This window comes from Streptomyces chisholmiae (genome assembly GCF_031845445.1).
GTDB lineage: Bacteria > Actinomycetota > Actinomycetes > Streptomycetales > Streptomycetaceae > Streptomyces > Streptomyces chisholmiae.
In genome coordinates this window covers 447,244-460,704 of sequence record NZ_JAVREO010000004.1, presented here as the reverse complement: position 1 = coordinate 460,704, position 13,461 = coordinate 447,244, and the positions used below count along the sequence as shown (strand labels likewise).

Sequence of the window (13,461 nt, the reverse complement as noted above, 5' to 3'; positions counted from 1 at the left end):
ATGGCAGAGCCGAAACGCCAACGCGAGACCATGATCATCATCGGCGGTGGGCTGGGCGGACTGGCCACCGGCGCCTACGCCCGGATGAACGGCTACCGCACCCACGTCCTGGAGATGCACGAGATCCCCGGTGGCTCGTGCACCTCCTGGGACCGCGGTGACTTCACCTTCGACTGGTGCGTCTCCTGGCTGCTGGGCAGCGGGCCCGGCAACGAGATGCACCAGATCTGGCTGGAGCTGGGCGCGCTCCAGGGCAAGGAGATGCGGCAGTTCGACGTCTTCAACATCGTCCGGGGCCGGGACGGGCAGGCCGTCTACTTCTACTCGGACCCGGACCGGCTGGAGCGGCACCTGATCGACATCTCGCCGGCCGACGCCCGGCAGATCCGGCGGTTCTGCCGGGGGCTGCGCACCTTCCGCCGGGCGCTGGCCGTCTACCCGTTCCTCAAGCCGGTCGGCATGATGGGCCGGCTGGAGCGCTGGCGGATGATGGCCTCGTTCCTGCCCTACTTCAACGCCATCCGCACCTCCATCACCGAGCTGATGACGGACTACGCGCGGCGGTTCCAACACCCGCTGCTGCGGGAGGCGTTCAACTTCATCCTGTACGAGAAGCACCCGGACTTCCCGGTGCTGCCGTTCTACTTCCAGCTGGCCTCGCACGCCAACCACTCGGCGGGCGTGCCGGAGGGCGGCTCGCTGGGCCTGGCCCGCTCCATCGAGGACCGCTACCTGCGGCTGGGCGGCGAGATCACCTACAACGCCCGGGTCGCCGAGATCCTGGTGGAGGAGGACCGGGCGGTCGGGGTGCGGCTGAGCGACGGCCGGGAGTTCCGCGCCGACATCGTGGTCGCCGCCTGCGACATGCGCAGCGTGGTGATGGACATGCTGGGCGGCCGGTACCTCAACGACACCTACCGGCGGCTGTACGCGGAGACCATCGACGAGCCCGGCATGCTCTCGCCCGGCTATGTCTCCGTCTTCCTCGGGCTGCGCCGCCCGTTCCCCGAGGCCGACCCGTGCACCACCTACCTGCTTGAGGACGAACTGGCCGAGCGGATGACCGGGATGCGGCATCCCAGCATCAACGTCCAGTTCCGCAGCTGCCACTACCCTGAGCTGTCCCCGGCCGAGACCAGCGTGGTCTACGCGACGTACTTCTCCGAGGCGGCCCCCTGGCGGGAGCTGCGGGAGGGGCCGGAGCAGGCCAGCCGGGTGCGCCGGGGGCAGGTGCTGCACACCCTGCCGGTGCGGCACGGCAAGGCGTACCTGGCGGCCAAGCGCCGGGTGCGCACCACCGTGGAGGCGTTCCTGGAGGAGCGCTTCCCCGGGCTGCGGGACGCGGTGGCCGTGCGGGACGTGTCCACGCCGCTGACCCAGGTCCGCTACACCGCCTCGCACAACGGGGCGTTCCCCGGCTGGCAGCCGTTCATGGACGGCGGGGAGACTCTGGAGCAGGAGATCAACCGGAACGGCCCGGTGCTGCCCGGGCTCGCCAACTTCTACATGTCGGGGGTGTGGGTCACCGTCGGCGGCCTGATCCGTGCCGTGGCCGCCGGCCGGCAGGTCACCCAGTTCATCTGCCGAGACGACGGGCGGGAGTTCACCGCCGAGATCGACCGGCGGCTGCCCCCGCCCCGCCAGCGGATCGTGCCGGTCGGCCCGCGGGCGCGGCGCCCCGAGCCGCCGGCCAGCCCGTCCCCGGCCGCCCCGGCCACCACCACCGTCCCCACCGCGTCGAGGAGTGTCTGAGTGAAGACCGAGAAGTGGGTCGTCCGCGAGCACCTGAACGGGGTGCCCGAGGCCGAACGGATCTACGAGAAGGTCACCGAGGAGCTCGATGTCGCCCTGGGCGACGACGAGATGCTGTTGCGCACCCGCTATGTCTCCGTCGACCCCTACCTGGTCGGCCTCTCCCAGGAGACGCCGCTCGGCCACCACGTCGGCGGGGACTCCGTCATGGAGGTGCTGGCCGCCGGGCCGGCGGCCCGGTTCGGCCCCGGCGAGCTGGTGCAGGGCTTCGGCGGCTGGCGCACCCACCTGGTCAGCGACGGCCGGGCCTGGGTCTGGCGGAACGGCCACTTCCCGCTGCGGCTGCCCGCGTTCCGCCGGCTGGACCCGGCCGACCACGACGAGACGACCCTGCCGGTCAGCACCTCGCTCGGCATCCTGGGCACCCCGGGGATCACCGCCTGGGGCACCATGACCAAGTTCCTCGACGTGACCCCCGGCGACACCGTGCTGATCAGCGGCGCGTCCGGCGCGATCGGCACGCTGGCCGCGCAGTTGGCCAAGCGCGCCGGGGCCGGCCGGGTGGTCGGCACCACCAGTTCCCCGGAGAAGATCCCCTACCTGGAGGGCTTCGGTTTCGACCAGGTGGTCTGCTACCGGCAGGGCGACGACGTGGACGACACGCACCGCGCGCTGCTGGCCGCCGCCGACGGCATCGACCGGTACTTCGACAACCTGGGCGGCACCATCACCGACGCGGCGTTCCGGATGCTGCGCCCCTACAGCCGGGTCGCGGTCTGCTGGCAGTGGTCCACCACGGTCAACGGGGACTGGGCCGGCCCCCGGCTGCTGCCGCTGATCATGTTCCCACGCACCACGATCCGGGGCATCTTCGCCGAGGAGTGGTTCACCGAGGAGAACCTGGCGGCCCTGCGGACCGAGGTCGGGGGCGCGGTGCGGCGCGGCGAGATCCGCTACGACCAGACCGTGCACCGCGGCTTCGACAGCTTCCCCGTCGCCTACCAGAACCTCTACACCGACCGGGCCGCGCACCGCGGCAAGGTCCTGGTCGAGGTCTGACGGCGCTCCGGTCTCCGGCGCCCGGGCGGGCGCCGGAGACCGGCGGCGGCCGGTGCGTCAGATGCCGCAGCTGGGTGCGGACCAGCGTCGGGTGCTCTGACTGGCCAGGTGCGCGTGGTCGTTGTGGCCGGGGAAGCCCGGGCCGAGGATGTGGTTGAAGCCGTGGTAGCGCGCCTGCTTCACGATCTGGCAGAAGGTCGGCGAGCCGGTCAGGTCGATGGCCCGGCCGTAGAGGTGGTTGCTGCCGGACGAGCCGCCGACGGCGCTGTTGCACGCGTAGGAGCGGAAGCCGCTGCTGGTGGTGAGGGGCCGGTCACCGAGGGCGTGCCGAAGCGCCTCCAGCTTCCACATCGCCCGCAGGGCGTTCTGTTTGGCGGTCGCGGCACTGACCGCGCCGCCCGTCCAACCGCTGTTGCAGCGGTTCATCTCGGCGTAGGTGAAGTGCGCCGGGGTGCAGTCGTTGTCCTGGAGCGCGTAGATCCTGTTGTAGGTCTGCGGGCCGGCGACGCCGTCGGCGGACAGGCCGTACGCCTGCTGGAACCGCTTGACGGCGGCGGCGGTGGCCGGGCCGAACTTGCCGTCGATCGCCAACTCGGCGCCGTAGCCCGGGTATCCGGCGACCCGGATCTGCAGCTGGGTGACGTCGCTACCGCTGTGACCCTGCTTGAGGGTGCGGCCCCAGGTGTAACACCCGTCGGCCTGCGCGGTGCCGGCGGTGGCCACGGTGCCCACCACTGCGGCTGACGCGATCATGACAAATGTGAGAAACACGCGTAGAAACCGTCTCAACGTGCCACCTCCATGAGGGGAAAGAGGGAACAGAACGAGCGTGCCCGAGCGGTCAACGCGCGTCAACCCGTGCCAGGACAAAGGCAGTTACCCGCCACCGGTGGGGCGGGGGCGCCCCGCCCAGCCGTGGTCCAGCAGCCGGCGGGCGACGACACCGCCCTGTCCGCCGGTCGCGCCCAGGACCAGAATCGTCCGCTGTCTCGACATGGTGGGGTTCCCCTTCGGTGGGTCAGCGCGTGGCTGAACGGAAAAGGCCGGCCGGGCACGGCAGTTGGCCGGCGACGATCGCGGCCAGCGCGAGCCCGAAGCCGAGCAGCTGCACCGGACCGAGGGTCTGGCCGAGGACGACGACCCCGAGCAGCGCGGCGACCAGCGGCGAGAGCAGCACCAGCACGGCGACGGAGGTGACCGGCAGGCCGGCGATCCCGCGGAACCACAGCACATAGGCGAGCAGCCCGCCGACCAGCCCCAGCCACAGGTACCCGAGCACGGCCGGCCCGTCGACGGCCGGCGGCGCCCCCTCCAGCAGCACGGTCAGCGGCAGCAGGAACAGCCCGCCCGCGGTGAGTTGCCAACCTGCCAGGGTCGTCGGCGAGACTCCCGGAGGGCGGCCCCAGCGTTTGGTGAGGGTCACCCCCAGCGCCATCGAGGCCGCGCCGCCCAGGCCCGCCGCGATCCCCACCCCGTCCAGCGCCGCGCTCGGCCCCAACACCACCAGCCCCACGCCGACCACCCCGACCAGGCCCCAGGCCAGCCGCCAGCCGGAGAGCCGCTCCCCCAGCACACCGACCGCCAGCCAGGCGACGAGCAACGGCTGGACCGCCGCCAGCGTGGCGGCCACCCCACCCGGCAGCCGCTCGGCCGCGACAAACAGCAGCGGGAACATCGCCCCGATGTTCAACACGCCGAGCACCGCGGCCCGCCCCCACCAGCCACCGCGCGGCAGCGTCCGGGCGATCAGCAGCGCGACCAACCCGGCCGGCAGCGCCCGCAGCAGCGCCGCGAACAGCGGATGCCCCGGCGGGAGCAGCTCGGTGGTGACCACGTAGGTCGTGCCCCACACGGCGGGGGTGATCCCGGTCAGGGCGGCGCGCGGCAGGTCACCCCGCCGCGGCACGGCGCCGCCGGCCCCGGCGGCGGCCGGCCGGATGGTTGAACTCGTCATGCCGGCAGTCTGGTTCGGCACCGATCAATGAGTCCAACACATGTTTGTCATACCAACGATCGTGATCCACGATGGCTCGGTGGAACTCCAACAGCTGCGCTATGTGGTCGCCGTGGCCGAGACCAACAGCTTCACCAGGGCCGCCGAGCGCTGCCTGGTGGTGCAGTCCGCGCTCAGCCACCAGATCGCCAGGCTGGAACGGGAGTTGGGCGCCCGGCTGTTCGAACGCACCAGCCGCCGGGTGCGGCTGACCGCGGCGGGCGCGGCGTTCCTGCCCGCCGCCCGGCAGTGCCTGGACGCCGCCGAACGGGCGGTCGCCGAGGCCGCCGCCGCCGTCGGCGAGGTGCGGGGGCGGCTCGCCATGGGCCTGATCCCGTCCGTCGCCGCGGTCGATCTGCCGGGCGCGCTGCGGGAGTTCCGCCGGCGGCACCCCCGGGTGCGGGTCAGCCTGCGGGTCGGCGCCAGCGACGAACTCGTGGACCAGGTCAGGGCCGGCGAAATCGAGGTGGCCTTCCTCGGACTGCCGACCACGGCCCGGCTCAAGGGCGTCGAGGCCCGCGAACTCGCCCGCGACCGGCTGGTCGCGGTCCTCGCCCCCGACCACCCGCTGGCCACGGCGGGCCAGGTGAGCCTGCGCGGACTGGCTTCCGAGGTGTTCGTCGACCTGCCGGCGAGGACGGCCGGCCGCGCCCAGTCCGACCTCGCCTTCTCCGCCGCCGGCCTCAGCCGCGAGGTGGCCTTCGAGGTCACCAACGTCGACTACCTGGCCCGACTGGTCGCGGAGGGCCTCGGCATCGCGCTGCTGCCGGCCGCCTACGTGCCCCAGCTGACCGGCGTCACCACCGTCGAGGTCACCGAGGCACCGGCCCGGGTCGAGTACGTCATCTGGAACGAGACCGGCCCGACCCCGGCCGCCGCCGCCTTCCTGGCCGTACTCGACCTACCCCCGGGTCCGGCGGACCCGGCGGACCCGGCGGTTCCGGCTTCGCCGAAGGCGGGTCCGGCTCCGCCGAAGGCCGGTTCGGCTTCGCCGAAGGCGGTCGGGGCGGAAGCGGTCGGGACGGCGCCCAGCCGGTAGCCGGCCTCGCCGGTGGAACGGGGACGGCTTCGCCGAAGGCGGGTCCGGCTTCGCCGAAGGCGGGTCCGGCTTCGCCGAAGGCGGTCGGGGCGGAAGCGGTCGGGACGACGCCCAGCCGGTAGCCGGCCGCACCGGTGGAACGGGGGACGGCTTCGCCGAAGACGGTGGGAGCGGGAGCGGCGGACGCGCCTTCGGCAAAGGCCGTCGGGCCGGCATAGGGCGCGCCGGCGCCCAGCCGGGTAGCCGGCCTCGCCGGTCGAGGGGGCTCGGACGAGCCCGGGGACGCCCCAGCCGGGTCGGCTTCGCCGAAGGCGATGGCGCCGGGTGCGGAGAGGCGGAAAGCGGCCGGCTCGGGATCGGCCCCTGCCGAGGGCTGTCGAGACGGGATCGGCAGGGGCCAAGGCGGCCGGACGGGATCGGCCGCGCCGAAAGCCGTCGAGGCGGCAACCGGGCAGTGGGCGATCTCACCGGCAGCGCCGGGAGCACCGGCAGCGCCGGGAGCACCGGGAGCACCGAGAGCAGCCGAGCCGGGACGGCCCCGAGCCCGGGGCGAGCGAACGACCGTGGGTCGGCTCACGGCCGGCGGCCAGCCGATCCGACGGCGGTCGGGACGGGGGCCGGCCTTGCCGGAGGCCGGCGGGACAAGGAGGTAGTCCAGCCGGGGCCCGCTCGGTGGCCCGCCTCGCCGGTCGCGCGGGCTCGCACCAGCCGGGGCGGCGCCGAGCCCGGGGTGATCGACCGTGGGTCGGGGGCAGCCGAGCGCCCTCCGGGCAGGTCGGGGGTTGACCGAGCCGAGGGCGCGCCGACAAGGGCCGGCGGAGCCGGTGCCCGGCCGGCAGCCGGCGTCGCTGGTCGGCCGGTGCGTGCCCGCCGGGTGCTTGGTAGCTGGGGGCAGGGCCTGCCCGGGGGCGGAAGTCGGTCGGCGCCAGCCCGGTGGACCAGTACCGGAGGCCGGTGCCCCGGGGGTGCACGCCCGACCAGCCAAGGGCCGGGGCCCAGTGGCCTCCGGCCAGGACCCGAGGCTGGGGCGGGGGCCCCGGGGCTCGCCCCGGGCCCGCCGGGGCGCGGGGCGCCCGGCCGGGCGCCCCCGGAGGGCCGAGGCCGGGCCGGCGGCCCGGCCCCGGGCCCGGGGACCCTCGGGCCCGGGGACCCGCGCGCCGCCCGCCCCGGCGGGGCGGGCGGTCAGTCCGGGCGGCCCTCGGCCGCGCGCAGGCCCTCGCGGGCCGCCGTGATGAACGCGAACCTGGCCCGTTCCAGCTCGTCCGGGCCGCGCTGCTGCCGCAGCGCCTCCAGCAGCGCCCCCGCCTCGCTGGCCGCCGGCCCCTCCAACTGCACGGCCCCCATGGCCCGTTGCAGCGCCGCCCGGTCCTCGGCGGTGCCGCCGCCGGCCCGCCGAGCCAGCAGCACCGTCTCGGCCGCGTCCAGAAATCGCAGGTAGGTCGCGCGCCGGGCGGCCAGCGCCCGCTCCTGCCGCTGCTGCTCCACGGTGATCCGCACCGTCTCCAACATCGCCGACGCCTGCCGCCGGCCGGCCGAGCGGGCGAAGAACCCGCTGATCAGGCTGGCCAGCAATGCCGAGCCGGCCGCGATCAACGCCACTCCCCACTCCGTCATACCCGCATTCTTCCCAGCCCGGCTGTTCCACCCACCCCCGACGAGTACGATCGAGCCATGCCGTCGGACAACCCATGCAACCGCCGGTGACCAGCGGCGACAGCCGGGAGTCCGCGCTCCGCCCGGCCCCGTCGGACAACCGCCGCGCGGGCCGGACGGTGCTCTTCGCGGCTCGTTCGGCGACCGCGCTGCACCGGCTGCTCGACACCCTGCCGGTGTTCGCCGGGGACGACCGGATCGCCCGCCGGTTCACCCTGGTCCCCGGCTCGGACTTCGACGCCGAGGCGCTCGCCGCGGTGGAACGCGCCGGCGCGCGCACGCTGCCCTGGGAGCGGGCGCGCGCGGGCAGCTTTGACCTGATCGTGGCGGCCAGCCCCAAGGGCGAGCTGCGCGCCCTGCGCGGCGCCCTCGCGCTGCTGCCGCACGGCGCCGGCTTCGGGAAGTCGCTGCCGGGCGAGGGCACCCCGGGCGCGCCCTCCGGCCTCGACCCGGCGTTCCTGCTGACCGGCGGCACCACGCTGGCCACCCGGCACGCGCTCGCCCACCCCGACCAGCTCACCCGGCTGGCCGGCACCAGCCCCCGGGCCGCGGCGCACGCCGTGGTGGTGGGCGACCCCACACTGGAACGCCTGCTGGCGGCCGTGGGACACCGGGACCGCTACCGGGCGGCGCTGGGCACCGGCGCGCGCCGGCTCGTGGTGCTCACCAGCACCTGGGGGCCGGAGTCCCTGCTGCGCCAACGTCCGGATCTGGTCACCGAGTTGCTGGCACTGCTCGGCTACGACGGCTACCAGTTGGCGCTGGTCACCCACCCCAACGAGCGCAGCCGGCGCGGCTCCTACGACCTGGAGCAGGGGCTGGGCCCGGCGCTGGACGCCGGGCTGGTGCTGCCGGGGCCGCACGCCGAGTGGGCCACGCTGCTGGTGGCGGCCGACGCGGTGGTCACCGACCACGGCTCGACGGCGCTCTACGCGGCGGCCCTCGGCCGCCGGGTGGTCACCGCCTACGACGGCGGCGACGAGCTGCTCGCCGACAGCCCGACCGGCCAACTCCTCGCCGCCAGCCCCCGGTTGACGGCGGCCGACGCGCTGCCCGGCGTGCTCGACCGGGTGTTGGCCGCGCCGCGGGCGCCGGCCGCGCTGGCCGCCGCCGACGCGGCCTTCGCCCACCGGGGGCGGGCGCTGGAGCTGCTGCGGGACGAGCTGTACGGGCTGCTCGGGCTGGCCCCGACCGGCCCGGCGCCGTCGCCGGAGCCGCTGCCGGTCCCGGCCCGGCCGCCACGCCAGCCGGCCGCGTTCCTGGTCGAGGCGGAGCTGGCCGGCGACCGGGTCACGGTGGCCCGCTTCCCGCCCTGGCGGACCCGGCCGGCGCGGTTCCTGGCCGCCGAGCAGGGGGTGGCCGGGGAGCGGCACGCGCAGAGCGCCGGCCTGCTCTACCGCCGCAGGTCGGACCACCAGGGCGGCGCCCACCGGGTGGCCTGGACGGCGACCGGTTGGATCGACGCTGCCCTGCGCGACCATCCGGGCTGCGCCACCGCCGGCGTGCTGCTCTCCCAGACCCGGGCGCTGCTCCGGCGGCGCGGCGGCCCACCGCTGGTCCTGGAGTTGGCGCCCCGGCCGTGCGCCGGCCGGCTGATCCACACCGACCCGGCGGCGGCGCTGTGCGCCGCCCACGTCTGGCTGGCCGCCACCCCCGGCGCCCCCGCCACCTTCACCGCCGACATCGGCGGCCACACTTTCCCCGTCACCCTCCGCCCCGCCACCCCGGCCGAGGCGGAGCAACTTCTCTGAGTCCTCCGGCGTCGAACAGCAGGGTCAGCAGCGGAAGTTGCCCCATCGCGGGAAGCGATGGGGCAACTGGGGGTGCGCGTGTGGTCGGGCCGGCTGGTCAGGTGGGGGCGATCTCCCCGGCCTTGACGCCCGTCACGAACGACGAGAACGCGCCGGTCGAGATGGTCAACACCGGACCGTCCACGCTCTTCGAATCACGAACCGGAACCACACCACGAGTCGCGGCAAGATTGGCGGCGGCCTCCACGCAGGCGCCACCGTTGCTGCTGTAGGAGGACGTGAACCAACGCGGGGCTTCGGATGTCACGGGATGCCCTTTCGGAGTTGCTGAATCGCGGCGACGGTCGCCGACTGGTACAGCGCCTCCGCCTGTAGTTGATGGTAGGCCGCCAGCACCGGTAGCACGGACGCTCCGTCACGCTCGACATGCCCCCACTGAGCGGATTCCGCGTAGGACATCAGGGAGCGGTCCGACATGGTCAGTATGTGGATCGGCAGGTTAAGGGTGCGGCGCACGCGCATCTCGAAGGGAGCCAGCTGGAGCACGGTGTTGGTCCGCTGCGGCAGCGGTTGGCGATGGCCAACCTGCGGTGTCAGGTGTGTGGTGGGCCGGCGCACCGCACCCTGGGCGGGGTGCTGTGGTTGTTGGGCGACGACCCGGACGATCCGGAGGTGTGGACGCGGGGGTGGCACACGGTCCACCCGCCGGTCTGCCTGCCGTGTGCGACGCTCTCGGTGCGGGTCTGCCCGCACCTGCGGAAGCGGTCCGTCGCGCTGCGGGTCAAGACCGGGACGATGGCCGGGGTCCTGGGCGTGCGCTACGGGCCGGGGCCGGACGGGCCCGAGCTGCTCGGGCCGATCGAGCACTCCTTCCGGGAGCCCGGCATCGCCTGGACCGTCGCCCGTCAACTCATCGCCAGGCTGGACGAGTTCACCGTCATCGACCTCGACGCCGAGATCGAGGCCGCCGCCCGCGACGAGATCGCGGTCCAGGAAGCCCTCGCCCAGGCCCGCGCGTTCGCCAACGCGCCGGGGTAGCCGGGGGGTGTCCCCCGGCGCCGCGCCGGACGTCGGGGGTCACGAGGGGCGTTGGGCGCCCGGGCTGGACGGCGGGCGCCGCGCCGGTCGTCGGGGGCCGCCGTCCCGTCACCGACCAGCGGCGGCGGCCCGGTTCGCGTCACTCCGGGTCGGGGTCCGGGGCGGGCAGGGCCCGTTGCAGGAGGAGCGTGTCGATCCAGCGGCCGTGCTTGTGGCCGACGTCGGTGAGCCGGCCGACCTCGGCGAAGCCGAGGCGCCGGTGCAGGGCCGCCGAGGCGCCCTCGCCGGTGTCCGCGACGACCGCGATCATCTGCCGCCGGCCGGCCCGGCCGGCCTCGGCGACCAGGGTGCCCAGCAGGGCGGTGCCCAGCCCGCGGCCGGTGGCCTCGGGGGCGAGGAAGACGGAGTCCTCCACCGTAAACCGGTAGGCCGGCTTGGCCCGCCAGGGCGCGGCGTAGGCGAACCCGACGACGGCGCCGGCCAGTTCGGCCACCAGAAAGGGCAGTCCTGAGCCGGTCACCTCGGCCAGCAGCTGTTCCCACTCGGCTTCGGTGCGGGGCTTCTCGGCGAAGGTGACCACGGTGTGGCGCACGTAGTGCGCGTGGATCCCGGCCACGGCCGCCAGGTCGGCGGGGCGGGCGGCCCGGACCGCCGCACCCGGCGGGACCACGACGAACCCCGCGCCCGAACCCGGACCAGGGCCAGGACCCGAACCCACACCCGGACCAGAACCCGCACCCGAACCCACACCCGCACCCGCACCGGAACCCGCCGCAGCACTCTCATCAGCACTCATGCCGGCACTATGCCGCCCGGGAGCCCCCGCCCCCAAGCACCCACCCCGACCGGCACGCCACCCGCGCCTGAGGCCCCGGGCCCGCGTCTCAGGCGCGGGCCGTCGCCCCGTGTCGGGCCTCGATCCGCTTGGCCGCCGCGCGCAGCGTCGCCGCCTCCGCCGACTCGCCCTGCTCGGCGGCCAGTTCGGCGAACGCCCGGAGCACCCGGGCCTCCTCGTACGTCGCGCCACGGGCCCGGGCGTTGGCCAGCGCCGCCTCGTACCGCGCGCGGGCCTCGGCCGGGCGGCCGAGCCGGCGCAGCACGCCGGCCAGTGCGAGACCGGTGCGGCCGAGCAGCCGCTCGCGGTGCTGCTCGGCGGCCAACCGGTGCGCCTGGGTGAGGAGTTCGGCGGCCCGTTGGTACTCCCCCAGCGCGGCCAGCGCCTCGCCGAGCCGGTAGGTCTGGAGCAGCACGCCGTAGGCGTTGTCGATGTCCCGGTGGACCTGCCTGGCCTCGGCGAAGTCGGCGGCGGCCGACTGCCAGTCGCCGCGCCGGCCGTGCAGCATGCCGCGGAACTCCACGACGGAGGCGGCCAGCTTGCGGTGCTGTTCGCTCGGGCCGAGCAGCCCGACGGCCGCCTGGGCGGCGGCCAGTTCGGCCGCGGCCGCGTCGAACTCCCCCTGTTCCCACAGGACTCGGGCCAGCTGGCTGCGCATCCGGGCGAGCGCCGCCGGGTGTTCGGCGCGCCGGGCCGCGGCGACGCCGAGCTGGAAGGAGTCGGCGGTGTCGGTGTAGTGCGGGTGGTCGAGGAAGTGCGTCCACAGCGGTTCGCAGAGCGCCCAGGCGACGTCGTCCAGGCCGAGTCGGGTGGCCTCGGCCACGCAGCCGTGCAGGGCGTGCCGCTCGGCCTCCAACCAGCGGTAGGCGTCCGTGGCCTGGCCGGCGCCGAAGGTCACGTCCGGGGCTGCCGGCACCGGCTCGGCCGGGGCGGCCAGGGTGAGCCGGGGGCCGGCGGCCAGCAGGTCCGCCCGCTGGGCCTGGCGCAGGTACCAGCGGACGACGCGAACCCGCGCGGCCTCCCGTTCGGCGCCCGAGCCGTCCGTCTCCCGGCCCCGGCGCTCGGCGTGCGCGCGCAGCAGGTCGGGCATCCGGACCCGCTCGCCGCGCGGGTCCAGCAGGCCGGCGGTCTCCAGCGCCTCCAGCGCGTCGTCGGCCGCGTCCCGGCCGCGCCCCAGCAGCACGGTGGCGCCCTCGGGGGTGAAGGAGCCGCCGGGGTAGTGCGGCGCCAGCCGGTAGAGGAGCGCGGCGTCGGCGTCCAGCGACGCGTAGGCGGCGTCCCACACGGCTTCCACCATCGGCAGCCCCCGGTCGGTGAGTTCGGTGTCCAGCTCGGTCAGCAGTCGGGTGAGCGGGCGCCGGCGGTGGCGGCGCAGCCACTGGCCGGCGACGCGCAGCGCGGCGGGCAGCCCGGAGCAGAGCCGCAGCAGCGCGCCGAGCGCCGCCGGCTCGGCGACCAGCCGGGGGTCGTCCACGATCAGCCGCAGCAGTTCGGCCGCGTCCCGGTCGCTGAGCGGGGCCAGCGGCAGCTCGACGGCGGCGCCGTCCGCCAGGTCGTAGAGCGGGCCGTGGCTGACCACGATGGCCAGGCTGTCGCCGGAGGCGGGCAGCAGCGGCAGCACCTCGGCGGCGGTGCGGGCGTTGTCGACGAGCACGATCAGCCGGCGGCCGTCGGTGCGGTCCCAGTACTGCCGGGTGCGGTCCCGCAGCGACTGGTCGAGCCAGCTACCGGAGATGTCGAGCGCGTTGAGCAACTGACCCAGCGCGTCGGTGACTTCGACGACGCCGCCGCGTCGCAGCTCGTCGAGGTCGACCTGGAGGACGCCGTCGGGGTAGCGGTCCCTGAGGGAGCGGGCCAGCCGGTAGGCCAGCTCGGTCTTGCCGACGCCGCCGAGGCCGCTCAGCGCGAGGCACAGCGGCCGGGAGGCGTGCTTCCACTCCGTCACGGCACGGAAGGCCCGCGCCTGCTCGTCCTCCCGATCGACGAAGTGTGCTGTCTCCGGTGGAACGTGGTACACCATGCCGGGCCGACTCCGATGTCCGCTGTCAGTGGTCGCCCGGGCCGGCGCCGGCCGCCGCCGGCCGCGACGCCCCGGGGAGCGTCCGTTCACTCTAGGTGCACCGCCGCCGGGGAACCAGCGAACCCCCGCCGGTTGCCGCGCTGTTCAGGCCAACGGGTCGACGGGCCGCGCCGGCGCGGACAAATCGGTGGCGCCACCAGCCCGGTCGGGTACCGTGCGCGACGCGGGGCGGCCGACGGCCGGGCCCGCGGTTTCGGCCGGACCCACGGTTTCGGCAGGGCACAGCGCGCGAGGGAGAGACGAATGCGGCGTCACCACGGA

12 protein-coding genes are annotated in these 13,461 nt (G+C 75.2%); 5 read left to right on the top strand and 7 right to left on the bottom strand.

The window, feature by feature from the left end; genetic code table 11:
* Complete coding sequence (locus RM844_RS09465; protein WP_394814465.1) at positions 1–1,752, top strand: phytoene desaturase family protein; 1,752 nt, start codon at positions 1–3, stop codon at positions 1,750–1,752.
* Entirely contained in the window at positions 1,753–2,811 is a 1,059-nt protein-coding gene (locus RM844_RS09460) for an MDR family NADP-dependent oxidoreductase (protein ID WP_311666538.1), read from the top strand.
* 57 nt (positions 2,812–2,868) lie between these two features.
* Here RM844_RS09460 and RM844_RS09455 read toward each other — a convergent pair whose 3' ends face one another.
* Both RM844_RS09455 and RM844_RS09450 read right to left on the bottom strand, forming a co-directional pair.
* Positions 2,869–3,564, bottom strand: a complete 696-nt coding sequence (locus tag RM844_RS09455; protein WP_311666537.1) for a D-Ala-D-Ala carboxypeptidase family metallohydrolase — start codon at positions 3,562–3,564, stop codon at positions 2,869–2,871.
* A gap of 265 nt (positions 3,565–3,829) precedes the next feature.
* Positions 3,830–4,765 (bottom strand): EamA family transporter, encoded by a 936-nt coding sequence (locus RM844_RS09450; RefSeq protein WP_311666535.1) that lies wholly within the window; start codon positions 4,763–4,765, stop codon positions 3,830–3,832.
* Positions 4,766–4,805: 40 nt separating this feature from the next.
* On the opposite strand from RM844_RS09450, the gene RM844_RS09445 reads away from it, so the two are divergent.
* A complete protein-coding gene (locus tag RM844_RS09445; protein ID WP_311666534.1) occupies positions 4,806–5,843 on the top strand; it encodes a LysR family transcriptional regulator in 1,038 nt (345 codons plus the stop codon).
* Positions 5,844–7,025: 1,182 nt separating this feature from the next.
* Here RM844_RS09445 and RM844_RS09440 read toward each other — a convergent pair.
* Complete coding sequence (locus RM844_RS09440; RefSeq protein ID WP_311666533.1) at positions 7,026–7,457, bottom strand: hypothetical protein; 432 nt, start codon at positions 7,455–7,457, stop codon at positions 7,026–7,028.
* Between the two features lie 86 nt (positions 7,458–7,543).
* Between RM844_RS09440 and RM844_RS09435 the strand changes: the two genes are divergently transcribed.
* A complete protein-coding gene (locus tag RM844_RS09435) occupies positions 7,544–9,247 on the top strand; it encodes a translation initiation factor 2 (protein ID WP_311666532.1) in 1,704 nt (567 codons plus the stop codon).
* Positions 9,248–9,344: 97 nt separating this feature from the next.
* Here RM844_RS09435 and RM844_RS09430 read toward each other — a convergent pair whose 3' ends face one another.
* Both RM844_RS09430 and RM844_RS09425 read right to left on the bottom strand, forming a co-directional pair.
* On the bottom strand, positions 9,345–9,554 hold the full coding sequence (locus RM844_RS09430) for a DUF397 domain-containing protein (protein ID WP_311666531.1): 210 nt from the start codon (positions 9,552–9,554) through the stop codon (positions 9,345–9,347).
* A complete protein-coding gene (locus tag RM844_RS09425; RefSeq protein ID WP_394814464.1) occupies positions 9,551–9,724 on the bottom strand; it encodes a hypothetical protein in 174 nt (57 codons plus the stop codon). The genes RM844_RS09430 and RM844_RS09425 overlap by 4 nt, the downstream gene beginning before the upstream one ends.
* A 9-nt stretch (positions 9,725–9,733) precedes the next feature.
* On the opposite strand from RM844_RS09425, the gene RM844_RS09420 reads away from it, so the two are divergent.
* Positions 9,734–10,285 (top strand): hypothetical protein, encoded by a 552-nt coding sequence (locus RM844_RS09420; RefSeq protein WP_311666530.1) that lies wholly within the window; start codon positions 9,734–9,736, stop codon positions 10,283–10,285.
* A 139-nt stretch (positions 10,286–10,424) separates the two neighbouring features.
* On the opposite strand, the gene RM844_RS09415 is transcribed toward RM844_RS09420, so the two are convergent.
* Positions 10,425–10,955, bottom strand: a complete 531-nt coding sequence (locus tag RM844_RS09415; RefSeq protein WP_311666529.1) for a GNAT family N-acetyltransferase — start codon at positions 10,953–10,955, stop codon at positions 10,425–10,427.
* A 214-nt stretch (positions 10,956–11,169) separates the two neighbouring features.
* Complete coding sequence (locus RM844_RS09410) at positions 11,170–13,140, bottom strand: hypothetical protein (protein WP_311666528.1); 1,971 nt, start codon at positions 13,138–13,140, stop codon at positions 11,170–11,172.
* Positions 13,141–13,461: the final 321 nt, after the last annotated feature.

Bases quoted from the DNA above. Each gene is read 5' to 3' on its own strand.
- RM844_RS09465 (WP_394814465.1), top strand. From the start codon at position 1: ATGGCAGAGCCGAAACGCCAACGCGAGACCATGATCATCATCGGCGGT.
- RM844_RS09455 (WP_311666537.1), bottom strand. From the start codon at position 3,564: ATGATCGCGTCAGCCGCAGTGGTGGGCACCGTGGCCACCGCCGGCACC.
- RM844_RS09450 (WP_311666535.1), bottom strand. From the start codon at position 4,765: ATGACGAGTTCAACCATCCGGCCGGCCGCCGCCGGGGCCGGCGGCGCC.
- RM844_RS09445 (WP_311666534.1), top strand. From the start codon at position 4,806: ATGTTTGTCATACCAACGATCGTGATCCACGATGGCTCGGTGGAACTC.
- RM844_RS09440 (WP_311666533.1), bottom strand. From the start codon at position 7,457: ATGACGGAGTGGGGAGTGGCGTTGATCGCGGCCGGCTCGGCATTGCTG.
- RM844_RS09425 (WP_394814464.1), bottom strand. From the start codon at position 9,724: ATGTCGGACCGCTCCCTGATGTCCTACGCGGAATCCGCTCAGTGGGGG.
- RM844_RS09410 (WP_311666528.1), bottom strand. From the start codon at position 13,140: ATGGTGTACCACGTTCCACCGGAGACAGCACACTTCGTCGATCGGGAG.